The sequence below is a fragment of the Streptomyces sp. PT12 genome, assembly GCF_003311645.1.
Classification (GTDB): Bacteria; Actinomycetota; Actinomycetes; order Streptomycetales; family Streptomycetaceae; genus Streptomyces.
In genome coordinates this window covers 15,396-35,412 of the sequence record NZ_QEST01000146.1, presented here as the reverse complement: position 1 = coordinate 35,412, position 20,017 = coordinate 15,396, and the positions used below count along the sequence as shown (strand labels likewise).

Sequence of the window (20,017 nt, the reverse complement as noted above, 5' to 3'; positions counted from 1 at the left end):
CACCACCAGCCACTGAACCTCAACAACCAAGATCAGCCGTTGACTGGACAGACCCTACACCGGGTACCAGGTGTTCAACAGGAGGGCAACCCGATCCAAGCGCGGGAAGTCCAACGACCCGGCCCTGTGGGTCTGGTCTCCTGAGCCAGTCCACGAACCCCTGATCCCGAAGTGGATGTTCGACGAGCTGGCAGAGCAGCGCGACGCCCGCCGAGGCTCGCGGGACGGCACCGAGGCCAACACATCCCGCAACCAGCCGCAGCTACCTGTACCGCGGAAGGATTCTGTGCTTCTGCCAGCGACGCATGCCCGGCCGGCTGCGCCAAGGGCGCCAGACGCCCTACTACACCTGTTGGCCCAAGGGGAACAACCGCGGCAAGCCGGACACCTACGGCCAGCACCCCAAGACGGTCTACATCAACGAGGACGTCGTAACGGACGGCGTGGCCCGGTTCTACGCGGACCGGGTCTTCGGCCCCCAGCGGCGCGCGTTGCTCCTCGCCGAACTGGAGTCCGTAGACGACCGCGCCGCGCGCCAGCGAGAGAAGGACCGGGAACGACGACGCCGTACCCTCGCCGATCTCGAACGGCAGCAGGACAACATCCTGCGCCAGGCGAGGGAGTCAGGTCCGGACGACCCCTTCGCCAGGGGGCTTCGGCAGACCTACAACGATCTGGAAGCGCAACGGCAGAGCGCCCTGGACGCCCTCGCCGCCCTCGACAGGGCTGACGCGGCTGAGCCTGCCCGGCCATCCGCCGAGTCCGCTTATCTGCTCGACGCGCTGCCCTTCCTGACGCTCAACCTGGGCAAAGCGCCCGAGGAGCTGCTGGAGAGGCTCTTCGAGCTCACCCAGCTCACCATCCAGCTTCACGAGGACAGCGACGAGGTCACCCTGTCCATCACGCTGCCGACGGACTACCTATCTGAGATCGCCAACATGGCAGAAAGGATCAACGACACCATGCCCAGGCATGCACGCATCGCTCCCGTAGCTCAGACCGGGAGCGAATGTCGTGCAAGCTGTCGGTACCCCCGACGGGATTCGAACCCGCGCTACCGCCTTGAAAGGGCGGCGTCCTGGGCCGCTAGACGACGGGGGCCGGAAGACCCAAGCAGCATATGGGATGCCCGGGGGGATCACCAAAAGACTTCCGCTGGCGGAGAATGACCCCTGTGCTGGAGATGACGCGTGAGGAGTTCGAGGGGCTGGTCAGCGAGGCGCTTGACCGGATTCCGCCGGAATTGACGCGGCTCATGGACAATGTGGCCGTTTTTGTCGAGGACGAGCCTCCGCCTGACGATCCCGAGCTGCTCGGGCTCTACGAGGGTACGCCGCTCACCGAGCGCGGCGAGTGGTACGCGGGCGTGCTGCCCGACCGCATCTCCGTCTACATGGGCCCCACCCTGCGGCTCTGCCGACGCGAGGGCGGCGACCGCGAACTGGTGGTCGAGGAGGTCGAGATCACCGTCGTCCACGAGATCGCCCACCACTTCGGCATCGACGACGAGCGCCTGCACGCCCTCGGCTACGGGTGACGCGCCGCGGCCGCGGATGACCGGCCGGAGGCGCGTGTCCTCCGTCCGGGTGCGGGAGTTGAGAGGGGCGGAATCCCGCCCGCCCCGCCCCGGAGGTGCCCACCCGTGCGCCGATCCCGCCCCGCCCCCGCCGCCGCGCTGCTCGCCCCGGCCGCCGTCCTGGTCGCTGTCCTGGTCGTGGTCCTGTCCGCCGCGCTCGGCGGCTGCGTGACCGTCGAGCCCGACGAACGGCCCGTGCCCGACTCCACCGACGCCGAACGCGCCCCTCGCGGCGCCGACCCGGACCGGCCCGCGGGGGACGCCGAGCGCGACGGCGGCCCGCCGCCCGAGGCGCCGACGGCCGTCGAGGACGACGCGAAGCCCGCCCCCGAACGTTCGGATGAGCGCTCGGGGGCCGAGGACCAGGCGCGTTCCGAGCAGGACTCCCCGACCCCGGCCGACGACGCCGAGCGCCCGTCGGAGCAGGCGCCCCCGCCGCCGCCCGAGCCCGCGCCCGAGCCGGGTCCCGCGCCCGAGCCCGCCCCCGCGCCCGAGCCGTCGCCCTCCGCCACCGCGCCCACCGAGGCCCCACCCGCCCCCGAGGGGGCGAGCTGACCCATTTGCGTGTCCGCCCGCACCCTGCGTATGCTTGTAGATCGTTTGATCCCACTTCCCGGCGCCCCGATGCAGCGCGCCGTGTGGCGCGTTCCTCGTCCAGCCGTGGCTGACCGCATCCAGGCGGTCCAGAGCACCTACGGAGCTAAGGCGCGTGCCGACCACCTCACTCCGGAAGGTTCTCACCTCGCATGTCCGTGTCCACACCTGAGGCTCTTCTCCCCCTGGACGACGAGCCGACGACCACCTTCGCCGACCTCGGCCTGCCGCAGCACATCGTGCGCAAGCTCGCCGAGAACGGCGTGACCACCCCGTTCCCCATCCAGGCCGCGACGATCCCCGACGCGCTGGCGGGACATGACATCCTGGGCCGCGGCCGCACCGGCTCGGGCAAGACGCTGAGCTTCGGGCTCCCGCTGCTCGCCCGCCTCGCGGGCGGCCGCACCGCCGCCAAGCGGCCCCGGGCCGTCATCCTCACGCCCACCCGCGAGCTGGCCATGCAGGTCTCCGACGCGCTCGAGCCCTACGGCGACGTGCTCGGGCTGCGGCTGAAGGTCGTGTGCGGCGGCACCTCCATGGGGAACCAGATCTACGCCCTCGAGCGCGGCGTCGACATCCTGGTGGCCACCCCGGGCCGCCTGCGCGACGTCATCGGCCGCGGCGCGTGCTCGCTCGACGATGTCGAGGTCGCCGTGCTCGACGAGGCCGACCAGATGGCCGACCTCGGCTTCCTGCCCGAGGTCACCGAGCTGCTCGACCAGGTGCCGCCCGGCGGCCAGCGGATGCTGTTCTCCGCCACGCTGGAGCACGAGATCGACACGCTCGTCAAGCGCTACCTGGTGGACCCCGTCAGCCACGAGGTCGACGCCGCCCAGGGCGCGGTCACCACGATGTCGCACCATGTGCTGATCGTGAAGCCGCGCGACAAGGCGCCGCTGACCGCCGCCATCGCGGGGCGCGAGGGCCGCACGATCGTGTTCGTCCGCACCCAGCTCGGCGCCGACCGGGTCGCGGGGCAGCTGCGCGAGGCGGGCGTGCGCGCGGACGCGCTGCACGGCGGGATGACGCAGGGCGCGCGGACGCGCACGCTGGCCGACTTCAAGGACGGCCACGCGAGCGTCCTGGTTGCCACGGACGTCGCGGCCCGCGGCATCCACGTGGACAACGTCGACGTGGTGCTCAACGTCGACCCGGCCGCCGACCACAAGGACTACCTGCACCGTTCGGGCCGCACCGCGCGGGCGGGGCGTTCCGGCACGGTCGTCTCCCTCGCGCTGCCGCACCAGCGGCGGACGATCTTCCGGCTGATGGAGGACGCGGGCGTCGAGGCGTCGCGGCACATCATCGGGCGCGGCGACCTGTTCGACGCTGACGTGGCCGACATCATCGGCGCGCGCTCGCTGACCGAGGTCCAGGCCGAGGCGGCGATGGGCGCCGTGCGGCACGCGGAGGGCGAGGTCGCGCGGCTGAGCCGCGAGCTCGCGCGCGCGAAGGAGCGGGCGAGCGAGCTGACCGAGGAGGCCGAACGCCTCACCGGGCGCGCGGCCCGCGAGCGCGGCGACGACCCGGCCGAGGCGATCGCCGCGGCGGCCGAGGCGCGCGCCCTGGCGCTCGCCGAGGCGGAGCGCGAGGCCGAGCGTGAGGCGCTGCGCGAGGCGCGGCGCGCCGAGAAGGCCGCGCGCGCCGAGGCGGCCCGCCACGAGGAGGGCCACAGGGGGCGGGGCCACGGCGGGTTCCGCCGTGACGACAGGCGCGACGACCGCAGGGACGACCGGCGCGAGGGCCGCGACGACCGCCGCCCGTTCCAGCGCCGCGACGACGGCAGGGGCCGGGGCGGCGGCGGTGGGTTCCGCCGCGACGAGCGCCCGTCGTACGACCGGCGCGACGACCGTTCGTCCTACGACCGCCGTGACGACCGCCCGTCGTACGACCGCCGCCCCTACGGGCGCGGCGACGACAACCGCCAGCGCGGCAACGGCGGCGGCAACGGCGCCGGGAACGGCGGCGGCTTCCGCCGCGACGACCGTTCGTCGTACAAGCCCCGCTGGAAGCGCGACAGCTGACACGGGCGCCGGGCCTGGCCCTCGAACCACCCCAAACCCTTCGAGGCCAGGCCCACCCCCCGGCTATGCTGCTCCGTGCGGGCCGTTAGCTCAATTGGCAGAGCAGAGGACTTTTAATCCTTTGGTTGTGGGTTCGAGTCCCACACGGCCTACTCATGAACGAGGACCGGCCCCTCTCTCGGCCGCGGTCCCCCCCATCGGTGTGTCGCCGTGCCCACGCCCCGCGACGGGTCCCCGTCGCGGGGCGTTTCTGTGCTCTGAAAGGTCTCCCTTTGTGAACGGCCGGAGAGGGCCCGGGCGTTCGCTGAGATGAGCGCCCGATGGGCTCGAACCACAGTGCCAAGAGCGCTCAGTTGTGGTGCTAGAGTTCACTGCACGGTTGAGGTGATCAAGGCCGCATCGTGCAAGGGGTGTGGATCGCCTGGGGCGCGTGTGCCCCGGTTCCCCCGCTTTGGAGCGAGTTGGTTCTCTTTTCTGATGTACATGTTCTGAACCCATCAAGTCCTCCCCGCCCGGCGGGGAATGAGCGCCCTCTGGCGGTTGCCCGGACAGTCGTGCGAAAGTCGCTTTCCACGGTCTGAGCTCTGGGTGGTCGACCGGGGGGCACTGTGCGTTTCCATCTGCTCGGCCCGATCGAGTTCGTTTTCGAAGGGCAGCGACAGGGGATGGGGTCGCCGCAGGAGCGCTGCGTGCTGGCCAGTCTGCTGATGGTCGCCAACGAGTCGGTCTCCGTCGAGGAGCTCAAACGCCGCGTGTGGGACGGCGATCCGCCGCCGACCGCGGGGGCCACGCTTGAGAGCATCGTCTCCCGGCTCCGCCGTCGGCTCTCGGTCGCCGGGGGCCGCGTGGACATCAGCTTCGCCTCACGGGCCTACCGGATCGAGGTCGACCCGGAGGCCGTCGACCTGCTCCGGTTCCGCCGTCTGTGCGCGGAAGCCAGGGCCCTCGCGCAGAACGGTGGTCCCGAAGCGGCCGTCGATCTGCTGGTCGAGGCGGAGGGGCTGTGGCGGGGCGAGCCGCTGGGCGAGTTCGACGGGTCATGGGCCGCCGCCCTGCGCGTCCGTTTCCAGGAGGAGCGGCGGCGGGCTCGCGAGACGCGGATCGAACTGGCCCTGGAGCTGGGACGGCACGCGGATCTGCTGAGTGACCTCAAGGAGCCGGCTCAGGAGGACCCGGTCACCGAGGCGACCGTCATGTCCCTGATGGTGGCGCTCTACCGCAGCCGCCGGCACGCCGAATCCCTCCAGGTCTACCACCGGACGCGGCGGCGATTGCGCGACGAGCTCGGTCTTTCGCCCAGCCCCGAGCCCGAGGCCCTGCACGACCGCACTCTGCGCCGCGACACCGCCCTCCTTGTCCCCCAACTCCAGCGGCCCGTAGCCCCTGTCTTCACCCGAAGACCCGACAACATGCTGCGGAGCACCGCCGAATTCACCGGCCGCGAGCGTGAGTTGGGCCTCATCCTCGGCGGGTCCCAGGGCGGAGGCACGGCCCTGCCCCTCTTCGTGGTGCACGGCATGCCGGGCATCGGGAAGACGGCTCTCGCGGTGCACGCGGCCCATCGCCTCAAGGGCGTTTTCCCGATGGCCTGCTGTATCTGGACCTGCGGGCGTACAACCGGCAAGGGCAGCCCCCACGCGATCCGTCGGACGCCCTCGCCGAGCTTCTGCGGGCGGTCGGCGAGGACGACGCGCTGCCCCCGGGGATCGACGAGCGCGCCGCCCGCTGGCGTGAGGGCCTGGTCGGGCGCAGGCTGTTCCTCCTGCTGGACAACGCCAGGGACGCCGCGCGGGTCAGGCCCCTGCTTCCGGGGGACTCGACGCGTTGCGTGGTCGTCACCAGCCGGCATCGGATGGCCCCGGGCTCGAAGGCGTCACGCCCGTTCCGCTGAGCGCTCCCCCGGGCGCGGGATGTGAACGGCCTTCCGCGGAGGGACCGCCCCGGCCCCGCGGCCCGGGCGGGCGCTACCCCCGGCGCAGGGAGCAGGCCGGGCAGCGGTACCCCTCGCCCCCCTGCGTGATGTGCCAGCCCATGTCCCGGATGTAGGGCCGCGCCTGCCCCGCCTCGTGGGGTATGCCCCCGCGGTGGTCCTCCGGGGTGTCGGGTGGGGAGTCGGCAATGACCAGGTCGAAGCTGACCTCGGCCCGGCAGCCCATCCGGTCGCAGGCCAGGTGGAACCGCACCGGTCCCGGGGCGATGCCGTTGGTCATCAGGCTCATGACCCGCATCGTTGCTCAGTGGTGCCCCACGGTGCAACGGGCGCATGAGGGCGCCCCGCTCACATCTCGGGGCGCAGTGCGGCAAGTGCGGCGCGGACCTGGCCGAGCGGGTCGTCGCCGATCGGCCTGAGCACCACCGTGGTGGCTCCCGCCCGCCACAGGGAGCGGACCCGGTCGGCCGCGGTGGCCGCGTCGCCGGTCGCCAGGAAGGCGTCAGCGGTCGGCACCCCGAGGAAGCCCGCCGTCTCCTCGGCGACCGGGGCGACCTCGGCCGCGAGCATGGCAGGGTCGTCGCCGACCCGGAGGTGGGTGAAGACGATCAGCTCGTGCGGGCGGGCCGGGGCGATATGGGTCAGCGCGGTGGCCACCCGGGCGGGCCCGTTGCCCTCGGCCAGCACGGTGCCGTCGGCGACCCGGCCAGAAAGCTCAAGCGAGCGGGGCCGCACCACGCCCGCCACCACGGGCGGCGGCGTCGCCGGGGGGTGGACGAGGCGCAGCTCGTCGATGCGCACGGCGCGGCCGTTCATGCGGACCGTCTCGCCCGCGAGCAGCGCGCGCAGCGCGGTGATGGTCTCGCCGAGCAGCGCCAGCTTGGACGGCGTGCCCGCGCCGACGCCCTCCATCCACGCGCCCACGCCATGGCCGACGCCCGCTACCAGCCGCCCGGGGAACACCCGGGCCAGCGTGGCGACCTCCATGGCGAGCAGCCCGGGGTTGCGCAGGGGCGCGGGCATGATGCCGATGCCGACGCGCAGCCGCCGCGTCGCCGCGAGGGCCAGCGCTGCGGACGAGACGCCGCCCGCCCACGAGAGGTCCTCGACGACCCAGAGGTCGTCCAGGCCGCTCTCCTCGGCCTCGGCGGCGAACGCCGCCAGATCCTCGGGCCGTTGGCCCCTGTCGAACATCACGCCGACGCGTTCGGTGGTCACGCGGTCAGCGTAGTTCCCGCCGGCTTCGTTGTTGTCGGGCCCACTCGGCCCGGGTGACCGCGTACTCGACGTCGCCGTGCTCGGCGCCGGGGATCGGCTCGGGCCAGTCCTCGTAGAACGTCCTGACCAGGCGCAGACCGGTCTTCTCCAGCACCCGGCGGGAGGCGGCGTTGACCGTCATGGTGGTGGCGACCACCCGTGCCACGGACGGGTGCGCCTCGAACGCCGCGCCCACCACCGCCCGCGCGCCCTCGGTGGCGAGTCCGCGCCCCCAGGCGCGGGGCATCAGCCGGTACCCCAGCTCGGTGCCCCCGGCGAGCCCCCGCGTCACCGCGGGCCGCAGCGCGAACCAGCCGACGAACGCGCCCCCCTCGCGTTCCTCCGCAGCCAGCGCGCCAAGACCGGGCGGCAGCGCGCGGTACTCGGCGAGCAGGGCGGGCAGGTGCTCGGCCACGACGGCGTCGCGGGGGACGGGGCGGCCGTTGTCGATGTGGCGCATCACGGCGGGGTCGCCGTGCAGCGCGGCGAGCAGGTCCCCGTCGTCCTCGGTGAGCGGACGCAGCCTCAGGCGGTCGGTCTCCACCGCCCGAGGCTACGCCCTCGCCGGGCGGGCCGGTCAGGGGCCGGTCCGGGTGCCGGTCCCGGCCCTGTGCGGGGCGGTCAGGCCAGGCGGACGAGGGCCTGGACCGGGGCGTGGTCGGAGGGGTAGCGGCCTTGGTGGGTCCAGGTGTTGATGGCGACCCGCTCCACCTCGACATGCTCGTTGGCGAGGACCCAGTCGATGCGGTCGCCGCCCTCGACCGGCGCCTGGTAGTTGGGGAAGGTGCCCCACGCCGGGGTCAGGCGCTCGCCGGTGTTCCAGGTGTCGGCGAGGCCGCCATCGGTCACCAGGATGCGGTAGGACTCGGAGTTCTCGGCGGGGGTGTTGAAGTCGCCGGTGAGGACGACGGGAAGCGCCGGGTCGAAGTCCGCGATCCGGTCCCGCACGAGCGCGGCGCTGCGCTGGCGGGCGTTCTCCGACCGGTGGTCGAAGTGCGTGTTGACGTGGATGAACTCCTTGCCGGAGCGACGGTCGGCGAAGCGCACCCAGGTGGTCATCCGGATGACCGTGTTGCCCCAGTGTGCGGAACCGATCACATTCGGGGTATCGGACAGCCAGAAGTGGTCATAGTCGAGCGGCTCGACGCGGCGTGTGTCGAAGTAGATGGCCATGAACTCGCCCCTGCCGCCGCCCTCGCGCCCCAGGCCGATCCAGTCGTAGTCGCGGTTCACCAGGTCGAGCAGGTCGCCGTCGACCTGCTTGACCTGGTGGTACAGCGCCTCCTGCACCCCCATCACGGTGGGCTGCTCGACACGCAGAAAGCGTTCGAGCACGGGGCGCCGGTCGGTCCAGGAGTCGGGCGTGCCGGGGGCGGCGCCCGCGTCGTAGCGGATGTTGAAGCTCATGACGTGCAGCCGGTCGCGCCCCGCGGGCCCGATCACCGCTCGCCCGCGCGCGCCGGTGGCGGCCGAGGGGGCCGAGGCGGGCACGGCGCTCGCCGCGGTCGTGCCGGCGACCCCCGCGATTCCCGCGGCGCCCGCCGCGCCGAGCACTCCTCTGCGTGACACAGCCATGACGGTACTCCTCACCTGTGCGTCTCCGTTCGACCGCGACCCTCCCGCCCCCCGACGAAGCCCACCCGTCGCCCCGCCGAACTCCAGCGGAACGGAAGAGCCCACCCCGGACCGCACGGTGACCGCACCTTGACCGCACCCGAGCGTGCCTGACCGCACCTGACCGTGCCCGACCCTTCCCGCCCCTTCCCGACCATGATCGACTCGCCGCCTCCCGGCATCCGGGGCAGATTGGGGGGCGTGCGTACGACGGCGCCATGGGGGGTCCGGGCCTGGGTCCGTGCCGTGGTGCCCGCGGCGTTCCTGCTGATGGGGCTGCTGCTCGACCTCTTCACCCCGCCGCCTGTCACGCTCACCGCGTTCTACTGCGCCGCCCCGCTGCTCGCGGCGCCCGTGCTGTCCTTCCGCCTCACGGCCCTCTACGGCGCGCTCGCCACAGGCGCGGTCGTCGCCCAGACGTACTGGCACGTCTCCAGCGCCTTCAAGAGCAGCACCGTCGCCGTCATCTCCGTGCTCGCCCTCGTCATCAACCGGATCGTCGCCCACCGCGACCAGCGCGTCGCCTCGGCCACGAACGTCGCCGAGGCCGTTCAGCGCGCCGTCGTCCCCGAGCCGCCGGGGCGCGCCGGAGCCCTGCGGATCTCGGCGCGCTATCGCGCGGCCCAGCGGCACGCGCTGATCGGCGGCGACATGTACGCCGCTCGCGAGACCCCGCACGGCGTGCGCATGCTCGTCGGCGACGTCCGCGGCAAGGGCCTGACCGCGACCGAGGCGGTCGCCGTGCTGCTCGGCGCGTTCCGCGAGGCGGCCGAGAGCGAGCGGCGCATCGAGGAGGTCGCCGCGCGCCTGGAGAAGGCCCTGGTCAGGGAGCGCGCCGGGCGCGCCCCGCTCGACCCCGTCGAGGGCTTCGCCACCGCCGTCGTCGTCGAGGTGGACGAAGGCCCGCCGCTCGGCATCCGCTTCGTGAACCGCGGCCACCCCCCGCCCGTGCTGCTCGGCCCCGACGGCGAGGCGCGCTACCTCGCCGCCGAGCCCGCCCTCCCGCTCGGCCTCGGCGATCTGCTGCCCGGGCCCGAGCGGGTGGAGCGCGCGCGGTTCCCGCCGGGGAGCCAGCTGCTGCTGTACACCGACGGGCTGAGCGAGGCCAGGAACGCGGTGGGAACGTTCTACGACCCGGTCGTTCGGCTCGACGGGCGCGCGTTCCCCGGGCCCACCGAGCTGCTCGACGCCGTGGTCACCGATGTCGTCGCGCACTGTGGCGGGGCGCTGGACGACGACATGGCGCTGCTGGCCGTCCACCACCCCGTGCCGGACGGCCACCCGGCGCCCCGCGCCCCGCGCGCTACCCCGTGATCCGCGCGCTACCCCGTGACCGTCGGCGCGGCCGCGTCCTCGCGCGCCCCCTCGCGCGCGGGCCCGCTCCGCCGCAGCGCGGCCGCCGCCAGCGGGCCCCCGACGTTCGCCCGCACCAGCGCCGCCGAGCGGAGGATGCCGAGTCGCACCAGTGGGGCGGCCGCGCGCCGCTCGATCACCACGAACGCCGCGAAGAGCGCGAGCGACGCCGCGAGCGTCGTGAGGCCGCGGGCGGGGGTGGTGTGGGCGGCGCGTTCGACGGTGGCGACCAGCAGCAGGATGGCGCCCGTCAGGGTCGACGCGCCCAGCACATCCACCCCGCGCCGCCTACGACGCGCGCGAGGCCGCCGGGACGCCCGCCACCCCCGTTGATCACCGTGCGTAGGTGAAGGACGCCGCTCCGCATAACAATTGACGCACCGTCAGATGCGATGTGCCGCACATCGCCCCGCAAAAATGCCCGGTTTTGCGGGACTTGAAGGGTTTACATCCTGGTCATCGGCTCGTTTATTTTCCGCGGGCACTTGGAATCCGGTGGCCGCGTCTATTAACGTTCGATAACGCAGCGCGGTCGTCACCGCCGTCGCACAGGGACGGCACCGTGCTCCATCGCCGAATCCGGCGTGTGCGAAACAACTGCACCAAAGGAACCGGGGACCCAACACTTGGGGTGAATCGGATAGCCGGCAGCCACCCAGGCCGGCCGACCGTAGGAGACCTTCCTGCTCCGAACCCGTCAGCTAACCCGGTAGGCGAGAGGAAGGAAAGGAGAACGCCTCCGTGGCGTCGAACCGGCATGCCTCGCTCGAGGACACCCACCAGGACACGTTCGGCCCGCACGACCCGCACGGCGCGCGCGACACCCTCGGCGGGTACCCCGCCTTCTACGGCCCCGCCACCACGCCGGACGAGCCCTACTCCGAGTGGAACCCCAGCGAGGAGACGCTGCGCCCCGTCCGCGGGAAGCACCGCGTCGCACGGCAGCGCGGCGGCACGATCGCCCGCAGCCGCGCGGTCCTCGGCGTCGGGGTGATGGCGGCGGTCGGCGCCGGTGGCATGGCCACGGCCAACGAGGACGGCGCCACGGGCATGCCAGGCGTAGGAGCCGCGGCCGAGAAGGTCAAGGAAATCCCGGTGCTCGGCGGCCTGTTGGGCACCCCCGACACCGTCGAAGCGGCCCCCGCCGCGGCCCCGTTCACCTCGGCTGGCGTGACCCAGGCCGATGTCGCCGCGGGCCGCACCGACGCGGGCGAGGCCCTGCGCGCCCGGATCCTCCAGCAGGCCGACCAGCAGGAGGCCACCGCCGAGGCCGAGGACAGGGCCGCCGCGCTCCAGGCAGCGCAGGCCGACGCCGCCGCGGAGGCGGCCGAGGCCGCGGAGGCCGAGCGCGCCGCCGAGGAGGAGCGGCAGCGCAGGGAAGAAGAGGAGCGCCAGCGCCGCGAGGAGGAGGAGCGGCTGCGCCAGCTCCGCGAGAGCTACGCCCTTCCCCTCTCCGACTACCGCATCTCCACGACGTTCGGCGAGAGCGGCCCGATGTGGCAGTCCACCCACACCGGCACCGACTTCGCCGCCCCCGCGGGCACCCCCGTGAAGAACGTCCACACCGGCACCGTCCAGGAGGCCGCGTGGGCGGGCTCGTACGGGTACCGCGTGATCATCGAGCTGGATGACGGCACCGAGGTCTGGTACTGCCACCTCTCATCGATGAGCGTCTCCGCGGGCCAGGAGGTCACCACGGGCGACACGATCGGCGCGGTCGGCTCCACGGGGAACTCCTCGGGCCCGCACCTCCACCTGGAGGTCCTGCCGAACGGCACCGACGCGATCGACCCGCTCGCCTGGCTGCGCGACAAGGGCCTGTCCATCTGACCGGCCCCCTCGAACCCCGGCGGCCCTGGCGGCTCCCCCCGACGTCAGGGCCGTCGGTCTCCCCACCGGGCGTTCACACCGGACGCCTACGCTGAACGCATGCATTCCACACGCACCGTCGGCTCCCTCCGGGTCTCCCCGCTGTGCCTCGGCGGGAACGTCTTCGGCTGGACCGCCGACGAGTCCACCTCGTTCGCCGTCCTCGACGCCTACACGGCCGCAGGCGGGAACTTCATCGACACCGCCGACTCCTACTCCGCCTGGGCCCCCGGCCACGCGGGCGGCGAGTCCGAGGCCGTCATCGGGCGCTGGCTCGCCCGCCGCGACCGCGACTCCGTCGTCATCGCCACCAAGGTCGGGGCCCACCCCGAGCTGACAGGGCTGGCCGCGCCCACGATCAAGCGCGCCGCGGAGGAGTCCCTGCGCCGCCTGGGCACCGACCACATCGACCTGTACTACACGCACTTCGACGACGAGACCGTCGAGGTCTCCGAGATCATGACCGCCCTGGACGACCTGGTCACCGAGGGCAAGGTCCGCGAGATCGCCGTCTCCAACATCACGCCCGAACGGCTGCGCGCCTCCATCGAGTTCTCCGTCGCCGAGGGCACGGCCCGCTATGTGGCCATCCAGCCGCACTACAGCATGGTCTCCCGCGACACCTACGAGGGCGAACGGGCCGCGCTCGCCGAGGAGTTCAACCTCGCCGCGCTGCCCTACTGGGGCCTGGCCGCCGGGTTCCTCACCGGCAAGTACCGGCCCGGGGGCGCCGAGGTGAACAGCCCGCGCGCCGGGAGCGCGGCCGCGCACCTCGCGACCGAGCGCGGGCTCCGCGTCCTTGCCGCCCTCGACGAGGTCGCCGCGGCCCACTCGGCCGCCCCCGCGACCGTCGCCCTGGCCTGGCTCGCCTCCCGCCCCACGGTGGCCGCCCCGATCGCCAGCGCGAGCACCCCCGCCCAACTCCCCGCACTGCTGGCCGTGCCGGACCTCACGCTGAACGACGCGGAGCTTGCCACCCTGACCGAGGCGACGGCGTAGCCCGCGCCCGCTGCGTAGCCCGCGACCCGGGCGCAGGGAAAGGCGATGTCGTCCGCCGCGGCATGCCGGGAACCCTCCGCTGGAGGCGGTAGCGGTGCCCCGCCCCGCCGAAGGCCCCTCACGGCGCCCGGGTCAGCAGGGTCAGGTCCGTTGCCGTCGCGACCGCGAGGGTGTGGCCCGTGGGGGAGAAGCCCGCCGTGCGGAGGGGGGCGTGGGAGGTGTGGTGGATGTGCCACCACACGCCGCCCGCTGGCCCGTGGCACAGGCCGCCGTCGGTGGACAACAGGACGCGGTGGTGCGGCCAGTCGGGGCTGACGACATCGAGGGACCAGCCGTCGTCCGTCGTGGCGTGCAGCCCTCCGCCGTGCAGGCCCGCGATGCGGATCTGCGCGCCCGCGAGCGGCCCGAGGCCCGGGCACGTCAGCAGGGGGCCCACCGGATCGGAGACATCGGGATCGGGGTCGCGGTCGCGGGCGCGCAGCTTCCCCGTCGTCGTGTCGAACACCCCGTGCCCGCCTTGTGACACCACCATCACCAGGTCGTGCCCCGCGGCCGGGTCAGGCGCGAAGCCGATGCCGAGCAGCCCGCCGATCGGCACGGTGGGGCGCGGATGGAAGACGGGTCGCCAGGGCGCCGGGGCCGGGGAGACGGGAGCGGCGAGAAAGCGCTCCCGTAGCTGCACTTCGTAGTCGGTGAACATCGCGCTCCAACCCACGCGTACGGTGAGGGGAACACTACGGTCGGTTGACGCGAAGCGCTAGACAGGCAACGTTCACCTTGACGGTGCTTGCGGGTCACACGGGCAGCCCGACGGGCGTGCACAGTCGGGAGTATGAAGGTCAGGCTGCGACCAGGAAGCGTCGCGCGCGCGGAGGATCTCCTCACGGCGTGTGTGCGCGAGTGCGCCGCGCACCTCGTCTCCCTCGAAGGACCGGCCCCGGCGCAGCGCACCGGGCTCGTCGCGGCCATCGGCGTGCTCGTGGCCGAGCACACGGCGTTCGAGCCGTCGGCGGACCGCTCGTTCGACGCGCTGCTCGACGTCGGGCGCCGCGCCCTGGACGCCGGGGAGGTGCGGCTGGCCCGCCGCCTGGCCGACAGCGCCGTGGCGCTGCGCCCCGGCGCGGGCGGCGCGTGGGGGCTGCGCGCGGAGGCGCTTGAGGCGGACGGGCGCGAGGAGGACGCCATGCACGCGCAGGGACGGTTCGAGACGCTCACCGGCCACCGGCTCGACCACGAGCTGCCGCTCGACGGCGGCGACCCGATCGGCGTGGACGCGTTCCGCGCCCAGCTCGCGGGCCGCTCCGTGTGCGTCGTGGCCAACGGCGAGAGCATGGCCGCCAGCGGCCTCGGCGCCGAGATCGACGCCTATGACCTGGTGGTGCGCGTCGACTCGTTCCAGACCCACCGCGAGGGAACGGGCGAACGCGTCGACGTGCACGCCGTTTCGCACCGCAGCGGCGGCCCGGGGTGGCGGCGGCGCGCGCACACGCGGCTGGTGTTCGCCGAGCAGCCGGCGCAGTGGCGCGCGGCGATCCGCGGGCGGCTGGTCGCGGGCGCGCAGTCCTACGTCGGCGACCTGTCGCTCAGCCGCCCGGTGCGTGACCCCGCGCTGATCGGCGAGGTCCGCTGGGCGGCCGAGCCGACCACGGCGTTCACCGTGGCCCGGCTGCTCGACCACCTCGATGTGAACCCGCGGATCGACCTCTTCGGGTTCGCCGTCCCCGGCCAGCTGCGCGCCGAGGAGCGGCAGTGGATCCTGGGCCGCGCAAGGGCCCGCGACGGACTGCGCCTGTCACTGCGCTGAGCGGCCCTCCGGGGCCGGACCCTCCGAGGCCGCCGCCGCGCCCTACATGGCGCGGCGTTCATGGCGCGGCGTTCATGGCGCGCTCACCGGGGGCGCCGGAGGCGCCACCGCCGCCCGGTGCTCCGCGAGCCGCGACAGCAGCTCGCGCTCGGCCGCCACGAAGTCCGGCCGCACCGCGCCGCGTTCGGCCCGGTGCCGCAGGAGCGCCAACGACGTCGCCGCCGCCTGGTAGCCCGCCATCGCGCGCCACCCCGCCGACCCGTGCGCCTCCCGCGCGCTCCGGCGCGCGGCCGAGCGCGCCCGCAGGGACGCCAGCGCCTCGGGATCCCCGGGCGCCACCCAGCCCGCCGCCGCGTAGAGCGGCAGCGTCTCGCGCACCACCCGCAGCTGCCGCTGCCGCGCCGAGGCGACCAGCCAGCACAGCAGGCAGAACGCCGGGAGCATCACGAGCCCGTAGACCGCGCCGAACCCCGTCAGGCTCAGCGAGGCGGCGGCGTTCCACGCCGAGTGCAGCCCCATCGCCGACGCGAGCCCGCCAAGCGGCAGCAGCCACCGCCACGCCGCGGGCCGGTGCGGCGCGAGCGTCGCGGCGAGGCCGAGGCCGATCCCCGCGAGCACCGTGAACATCGGGTGGGCCAGCGGCGCCATCACGATCCGCACGAAGAACGCCACCAGCGTCCCCGAGTGCATCCCGCCCCCGCCGTCGGCGCTGTCCTGGGTGAAGGCGTTGCCCAGGTAGAGGACGTTCTCGGTGAACGCGAACCCGGTCGCCGCGAGACCTCCCGTGACGACGCCCCCGATGACGCTGTGGAACGCCCGCGGCCGGTGGAGGAAGAGCAGCAGCACCGCCACCGCCTTCGCCGTCTCCTCGACCACGGGCGCGATCACCGTGAGTTCCAGCGTGTCCGCGCGCTCGGGTCTGATGGTGGCGGGGTCGTCGGTGAGCCAGCTCACCAGCAGGTTGTTGGCCAGCAGCGCGAACAGCGTCGCGACGCACGCCCCCCAGCCGAACGCGAACGCGAGCGAGCGCCACGGGCGTGGCGCCAGCGCGTCCACCCAGTGGAAGACGCCGATCAGCACCGGCACAGGGAGCAGGGCGAGGCCCAGGCCGACGAGGAATCCCGACGCGCCGGTCTCACGCCACACCAGGACCGACACGATCAGGCCACAGATCACCAGGGGCGCCACGATGGCGAACGTGGGGGAGAGCGACGGGCGCACGCCATGACCTTACGGTGTGCGCCCTGGCGTCGACAGATGTGCCCTGGGCGGCGGCGAACCGTTTCACCCGCCCGTCGCCCCCGCGTTGACGCGCCGCCAACAACTCAGCCCTCGGCGCGGCCCTCGGCACGCTCCCGGGCGCGCTCATCGGCGCGGCCCTCGCCCGCGTCGTCGAGCCGACGGAAGAGCAGGTCCCGCACCTCGTGTCCCTTCGCGAGCCCCTGCCGCTCGAAGCGGGTCAGCGGCCGCACCGCGGGTCTTGGCGCGAACCCCCGTGCGCGATCGGGGCCTTGGGGCGCGGCGTTGGCGAACGACGGACTCGCCGTCAGCACCTCAAGCATCGACTCGGCGTAGGGCACCCAGTCGGTGGCGCAGTGCAGCACCGCGCCCGGCGCCATGCGCGACGCGGCCAGCTCGACGAACTCCGGCTGGATGATGCGCCGCTTGTGGTGCCGCTTCTTGGGCCAGGGGTCGGGGAAGAAGACCCGCACCCCGGCGAGCGCGCGCGGCGGCAGCATCGTGCGCAGCAGGATGAGCGCGTCGCCGTTGGCCACGCGGACGTTGGTCAGGCCGCGCTCATCGGCGAGCCGCAGCAGATGGCCCTGGCCAGGGGTGTGCACGTCGACGGCGAGGATGCCGGTGTCCGGGTCCGCCGCGGCCATCTCGGCGGTCGCCTCGCCCATGCCGAACCCGATCTCAAGCACCACGGGCAGCCCCCCGAACAGCGCGGACAGGTCGAGCGGCGCGAGCCCGTCGACGTCAAGGCCCCAGCGCGGCCACAGGCGCGCCAGCGCGTCGCGCTGCGAGGGCGTGACCCGGCTGCGCCGCGGCTGGAAGCTGCGGATCGTCCGGTCGTGGTGCGCGCCCGCGGGATCGGGCGCGGGACCGGCGCCCGGCGGGAACATCCGGGCGCGTTCGGTCGTGAGAGAGGTGAGGTCGCTGTCGGTCTCGGTCACAATGCGTCCGATTTTACGGCGATTCGGCAAGGAACCGAGCGGCGGCCGTGCGACGTCGGACACGGTGACCGGCTCGGCGGGCGTGTCGGCGCGCCCCGGGCAGTTGACGTGTGGGACTTCGGGGGATGTGCCATGGGCGATGGGCAAGGCCGCGCGGAACGCGCGGAACGCACCGAACGCGCAGAACGCACCGAACGCGCGGGGCGTTCCCGTCCTTCGGGTCGTTCGGGCCGTTCAGGGCTGGTCGCGTTGCCCGTGGCGGTGCTGCTGCTGGCGCTGCTGACGGTCTGGGTGGTGGTGTTCAGCAGGGAGGACGGCTCGGCGGGCGCGGAGGACATGATCGCGGCCACGGCCACGCCGACCGGCGAGCCCGAGGAGCTTGCGGAGGCATGGGACGCGCCCCCGGTGCGCGCCGGCGCCGACGAGTCCGACCGGCGCGCGACGCGGCTGTGGGCGCACGACAGCACGGTCACGCTGGTCTCGACCGCGGGCGTGACCGGCTATGACACGGTGGACGGGGTGCCGCGCTGGCAGGCGGACCCGCCGATGGGCGGCACACTGCCGTGCGCGGCGGCCGACGCGACCAACTCCGCGGGCGTGGGCGCCGTTCTCTACCGCGCCGAGGGCGCCGCGCGCCCGGACGCGACGCCCGCCGCCGACTGCTCCGTGCTCGCCGTGGTCGACACGACGACGGGCGCGCTGCTGTGGTCCGAGCGGTTCGAACGCCCGGTGGTGGCCGCCGACGCGACGGTGACGGTGGGCGAGGAGACCGTCACCGTGAGCCTGGACGCCACCGGCGCGGTCGAGGGCTTCCACCGCTTCGCCGTCGGGACCGGCGAGCCGCTCGCGTTCCCCGCGCCGCCCGAGGACGGCGGCATCTCCCCGTGCCAGGGCGGGCGCCAGCCGCTCTCCGCGGCGCACGCGGGCTCGCGCGTCGCGGTCCTGACCCGCTGCGGCGGCGATGAGGCGGGCGGCGAGCGGGAGTTGAGCGTCTACCACGCGGACACCGGGGCCCTGGAGTGGACGCACCCGGTCACCGACCCCGCGCTCGGCCTGACGGGGATTCTGGCGGGCGATCCCGTCCTGCTGTTCCAGGGCGATGACCTGGTGGCCTACGCCGAGACGGGCGAGGAGGCGTGGCGGCTGCCGCGCGACCAGGTGCGCCCCGAGATGGCGGCGGTGACGGGCGAGGTGCTGTTCACGCGGGAGAGCGACACGTCGTTCGCGGGCCACGACCTGGCCACGGGCGAACGCCGCTGGAGCACCGAACTACCAGCGGCCACCCAGCTGTTCGGCGTGGACGGCGACGGCAGGCCGCTGCTCGCCCACCCGGTGGACGACGACCGGCTGCGGCTCTTCCGGCTCGACCCGGCCAACGGCGCGGAGTCCTCCGCGGGGCGCGTCCCGCTCGACCCCGACCGCGTGTCGGACCAGGTGACGGTGGCGTTCGACGGGCACCAGCTCTACACCCTGACCCCGGTGGCGCCCGAAGGCTCGGAGGGCCTGCGCCTCGCGGCCTACGAACGCTGAGGGCGCGCCGGGGCGCGCGCGAGGGCGCGCGGGGACGGCGCGCGGGGGCGGCGCGCGCCGACGTTCACGCCAGGCCGCCAGGGCCTATGCCAGCCCCGGCCCCCGGAGCAGGCGCGTGGCGACCTCGCGGCCGATGGGCAGGCACGCCGTGGCGGCGGGGGACGGCGCGTTGAGCACATGCACCGTGTGCGGGGCCTCGGCGATCTCGAAGTCGTCGGCCAGGCTCCCGTCCGGCAGCACCGCCTGGGCGCGGACCCCGGCAGGGGACGGCAGCAGGTCGCGCTCCGCGATGCCGGGCAGCAGCCGCCGCACCGCGGCCGTGAACGCCCGCCTGGACAGCGAACGGCACAACTCCCCCGCGCCATAACGCCAGTGGCGCCGCGCCATGCGCCACACGCCGGGGTACGCCAGCTCGTCCGCCAGCTCGCGCGCCCTCACCGTGCGCCAGTCATAGCCCTCACGCGCCAGCGCGGGCACGGCGTTGGGCCCGATGTGCACCTCGCCGTCGAGCCCCGCCGTCAGATGGACGCCGAGGAACGGGAACGCGGGGTCGGGCACCGGATAGACGAGGCCGCGCACGAGCGACGCCCGCTCGGCCCTCAGCCGGTAGAACTCGCCGCGGAACGGCACGATTCGCAGCCCCGGCTCGTCGCCCGCCAGGCGCGCGATCCGGTCGCTGTGCAACCCGGCGCAGTTCACCAACGCGCGCGCTCTGTGCACCTCCCCGCGCCGTGTGCGCACCGCCACGCCCCGGCCCACACGCCGGTCCACGGCCACGACCTCCGCGCCGGTCCGCACGTCCACAAGCCGCGCCAGCTGCCGCGCGACCGCCGCGAAGTCGCACTGGCCCGTGCTCTCCACGCGTAGCGCCGCGATGCCTGCCACCGCGGGCTCGTGCTCCGCGATCTGCGCGGGCCCGAGCTCCCGCACCGGAACGCCGTTGCGGCGGGCGCGCTGGGCCAGCTCGTGCAGCCTCGGCAGCTCGTCGGGCCCGGTGGCGACGATCAGCTTCCCCGGGATGGCATGCGGAATCCCGTGCTCCGCACAGAACGTGACCAACTCGGCCGACCCGCGCACCGCGAACCGCGCCTTGCGCGACCCGGGCCTGTAGTACACCCCGCTGTGGATGACCCCGCTGTTCCGCCCCGTCTGGTGGAGGGCCGGGGCCGCCTCCTTCTCCAGCACGGTCACGGCGAGCCCGGGGCGCGCCTCACGCAGCGCGTGCGCCGTGGCCAGCCCGACGATGCCGCCGCCGATCACCAGCACATCGCATCCGTACCCTGCCAGTGT

At 73.9% G+C, this 20,017-nt stretch carries 19 protein-coding genes, 2 tRNA genes and 1 riboswitch; of the genes, 10 read left to right on the top strand and 11 right to left on the bottom strand.

Annotated features, from left to right (window positions below; all coding sequences use genetic code 11):
- Positions 1-623: 623 nt before the first annotated feature.
- A complete protein-coding gene (locus DEH69_RS16845) occupies positions 624-872 on the bottom strand; it encodes a hypothetical protein (protein WP_113687810.1) in 249 nt (82 codons plus the stop codon).
- 156 nt (positions 873-1,028) lie between these two features.
- A tRNA-Glu gene (locus DEH69_RS16840) sits at positions 1,029-1,101 on the bottom strand.
- 73 nt (positions 1,102-1,174) lie between these two features.
- On the opposite strand from DEH69_RS16840, the gene DEH69_RS16835 reads away from it, so the two are divergent.
- The 5 genes from DEH69_RS16835 to DEH69_RS16815 all read left to right on the top strand — a co-directional run bounded on the left by DEH69_RS16835 (position 1,175) and on the right by DEH69_RS16815 (position 6,110).
- Positions 1,175-1,537, top strand: a complete 363-nt coding sequence (locus tag DEH69_RS16835) for a metallopeptidase family protein (protein WP_181727464.1) — start codon at positions 1,175-1,177, stop codon at positions 1,535-1,537.
- 105 nt (positions 1,538-1,642) lie between these two features.
- Entirely contained in the window at positions 1,643-2,131 is a 489-nt protein-coding gene (locus tag DEH69_RS16830; RefSeq protein ID WP_113687809.1) for a hypothetical protein, read from the top strand.
- A gap of 191 nt (positions 2,132-2,322) precedes the next feature.
- On the top strand, positions 2,323-4,194 hold the full coding sequence (locus tag DEH69_RS16825; RefSeq protein WP_113687808.1) for a DEAD/DEAH box helicase: 1,872 nt from the start codon (positions 2,323-2,325) through the stop codon (positions 4,192-4,194).
- Positions 4,195-4,273: 79 nt separating this feature from the next.
- Positions 4,274-4,346 (top strand) — tRNA-Lys (locus DEH69_RS16820).
- Positions 4,347-4,859: 513 nt separating this feature from the next.
- Positions 4,860-6,110 carry a BTAD domain-containing putative transcriptional regulator gene (locus tag DEH69_RS16815; protein WP_147255640.1) on the top strand — a complete coding sequence of 417 codons (1,251 nt, stop codon included), beginning with the start codon at positions 4,860-4,862 and terminating at the stop codon, positions 6,108-6,110.
- A gap of 48 nt (positions 6,111-6,158) precedes the next feature.
- On the opposite strand, the gene DEH69_RS16810 is transcribed toward DEH69_RS16815, so the two are convergent.
- The 4 genes from DEH69_RS16810 to DEH69_RS16795 form a co-directional block, all read right to left on the bottom strand.
- Complete coding sequence (locus DEH69_RS16810) at positions 6,159-6,413, bottom strand: hypothetical protein (protein ID WP_113687812.1); 255 nt, start codon at positions 6,411-6,413, stop codon at positions 6,159-6,161.
- A 59-nt stretch (positions 6,414-6,472) separates the two neighbouring features.
- The gene (locus DEH69_RS16805; RefSeq protein ID WP_113687806.1) at positions 6,473-7,342 is read right to left on the bottom strand and encodes an LLM class flavin-dependent oxidoreductase; all 870 of its coding nucleotides are present in this window, start codon (positions 7,340-7,342) and stop codon (positions 6,473-6,475) included.
- Between the two features lie 4 nt (positions 7,343-7,346).
- Positions 7,347-7,925 carry a GNAT family N-acetyltransferase gene (locus tag DEH69_RS16800; RefSeq protein WP_113687805.1) on the bottom strand — a complete coding sequence of 193 codons (579 nt, stop codon included), beginning with the start codon at positions 7,923-7,925 and terminating at the stop codon, positions 7,347-7,349.
- A 77-nt stretch (positions 7,926-8,002) separates the two neighbouring features.
- Complete coding sequence (locus DEH69_RS16795; RefSeq protein ID WP_113687804.1) at positions 8,003-8,956, bottom strand: endonuclease/exonuclease/phosphatase family protein; 954 nt, start codon at positions 8,954-8,956, stop codon at positions 8,003-8,005.
- Between the two features lie 240 nt (positions 8,957-9,196).
- Between DEH69_RS16795 and DEH69_RS16790 the strand changes: the two genes are divergently transcribed.
- Positions 9,197-10,309, top strand: coding sequence for a PP2C family protein-serine/threonine phosphatase (locus tag DEH69_RS16790; RefSeq protein ID WP_258534720.1), 1,113 nt, complete (start codon positions 9,197-9,199; stop codon positions 10,307-10,309).
- An 8-nt stretch (positions 10,310-10,317) separates the two neighbouring features.
- Here DEH69_RS16790 and DEH69_RS16785 read toward each other — a convergent pair whose 3' ends face one another.
- Positions 10,318-10,626: a hypothetical protein gene (locus DEH69_RS16785; RefSeq protein WP_147255638.1), complete on the bottom strand. Its 309-nt coding sequence runs from the start codon at positions 10,624-10,626 to the stop codon at positions 10,318-10,320.
- Between the two features lie 283 nt (positions 10,627-10,909).
- Positions 10,910-11,078: riboswitch (cyclic di-AMP (ydaO/yuaA leader) on the top strand.
- 11 nt (positions 11,079-11,089) lie between these two features.
- Here DEH69_RS16785 and DEH69_RS16780 point away from each other — a divergent pair.
- Entirely contained in the window at positions 11,090-12,178 is a 1,089-nt protein-coding gene (locus tag DEH69_RS16780; protein ID WP_113687801.1) for a M23 family metallopeptidase, read from the top strand.
- A 99-nt stretch (positions 12,179-12,277) separates the two neighbouring features.
- Entirely contained in the window at positions 12,278-13,216 is a 939-nt protein-coding gene (locus DEH69_RS16775) for an aldo/keto reductase (protein WP_113687800.1), read from the top strand.
- 118 nt (positions 13,217-13,334) lie between these two features.
- Here the strand turns inward: DEH69_RS16775 and DEH69_RS16770 are convergent, their stop codons facing one another.
- On the bottom strand, positions 13,335-13,916 hold the full coding sequence (locus DEH69_RS16770) for a hypothetical protein (RefSeq protein ID WP_113687799.1): 582 nt from the start codon (positions 13,914-13,916) through the stop codon (positions 13,335-13,337).
- A gap of 132 nt (positions 13,917-14,048) precedes the next feature.
- Between DEH69_RS16770 and DEH69_RS31555 the strand changes: the two genes are divergently transcribed.
- On the top strand, positions 14,049-15,020 hold the full coding sequence (locus DEH69_RS31555) for a glycosyltransferase family 29 protein (RefSeq protein WP_181727462.1): 972 nt from the start codon (positions 14,049-14,051) through the stop codon (positions 15,018-15,020).
- A 72-nt stretch (positions 15,021-15,092) separates the two neighbouring features.
- Here DEH69_RS31555 and DEH69_RS16755 read toward each other — a convergent pair whose 3' ends face one another.
- Entirely contained in the window at positions 15,093-16,241 is a 1,149-nt protein-coding gene (locus DEH69_RS16755; protein WP_113687796.1) for a PrsW family intramembrane metalloprotease, read from the bottom strand.
- 104 nt (positions 16,242-16,345) lie between these two features.
- Positions 16,346-17,146: a tRNA (guanosine(46)-N7)-methyltransferase TrmB gene (trmB, locus tag DEH69_RS16750; RefSeq protein WP_113687811.1), complete on the bottom strand. Its 801-nt coding sequence runs from the start codon at positions 17,144-17,146 to the stop codon at positions 16,346-16,348.
- A 183-nt stretch (positions 17,147-17,329) separates the two neighbouring features.
- Here trmB and DEH69_RS16745 point away from each other — a divergent pair, with 183 nt between their 5' ends.
- On the top strand, positions 17,330-18,727 hold the full coding sequence (locus DEH69_RS16745) for a PQQ-binding-like beta-propeller repeat protein (RefSeq protein ID WP_113687795.1): 1,398 nt from the start codon (positions 17,330-17,332) through the stop codon (positions 18,725-18,727).
- An 84-nt stretch (positions 18,728-18,811) separates the two neighbouring features.
- Here DEH69_RS16745 and lhgO read toward each other — a convergent pair whose 3' ends face one another.
- Positions 18,812-20,014, bottom strand: a complete 1,203-nt coding sequence (gene lhgO, locus DEH69_RS16740) for an L-2-hydroxyglutarate oxidase (protein ID WP_258534722.1) — start codon at positions 20,012-20,014, stop codon at positions 18,812-18,814.
- Positions 20,015-20,017 lie beyond the last annotated feature (3 nt).

What these genes read in the sequence shown, in the direction of transcription:
- DEH69_RS16825 (WP_113687808.1), top strand. Translation starts at nt 2,323, where the DNA reads ATGTCCGTGTCCACACCTGAGGCTCTTCTCCCCCTGGACGACGAGCCG.
- DEH69_RS16815 (WP_147255640.1), top strand. Translation starts at nt 4,860, where the DNA reads ATGGGGTCGCCGCAGGAGCGCTGCGTGCTGGCCAGTCTGCTGATGGTC.
- DEH69_RS16810 (WP_113687812.1), bottom strand. Translation starts at nt 6,413, where the DNA reads ATGAGCCTGATGACCAACGGCATCGCCCCGGGACCGGTGCGGTTCCAC.
- DEH69_RS16795 (WP_113687804.1), bottom strand. Translation starts at nt 8,956, where the DNA reads ATGGCTGTGTCACGCAGAGGAGTGCTCGGCGCGGCGGGCGCCGCGGGA.
- DEH69_RS16775 (WP_113687800.1), top strand. Translation starts at nt 12,278, where the DNA reads ATGCATTCCACACGCACCGTCGGCTCCCTCCGGGTCTCCCCGCTGTGC.
- DEH69_RS16770 (WP_113687799.1), bottom strand. Translation starts at nt 13,916, where the DNA reads ATGTTCACCGACTACGAAGTGCAGCTACGGGAGCGCTTTCTCGCCGCT.
- DEH69_RS31555 (WP_181727462.1), top strand. Translation starts at nt 14,049, where the DNA reads ATGAAGGTCAGGCTGCGACCAGGAAGCGTCGCGCGCGCGGAGGATCTC.
- trmB (WP_113687811.1), bottom strand. Translation starts at nt 17,146, where the DNA reads ATGTTCCCGCCGGGCGCCGGTCCCGCGCCCGATCCCGCGGGCGCGCAC.
- DEH69_RS16745 (WP_113687795.1), top strand. Translation starts at nt 17,330, where the DNA reads ATGGGCGATGGGCAAGGCCGCGCGGAACGCGCGGAACGCACCGAACGC.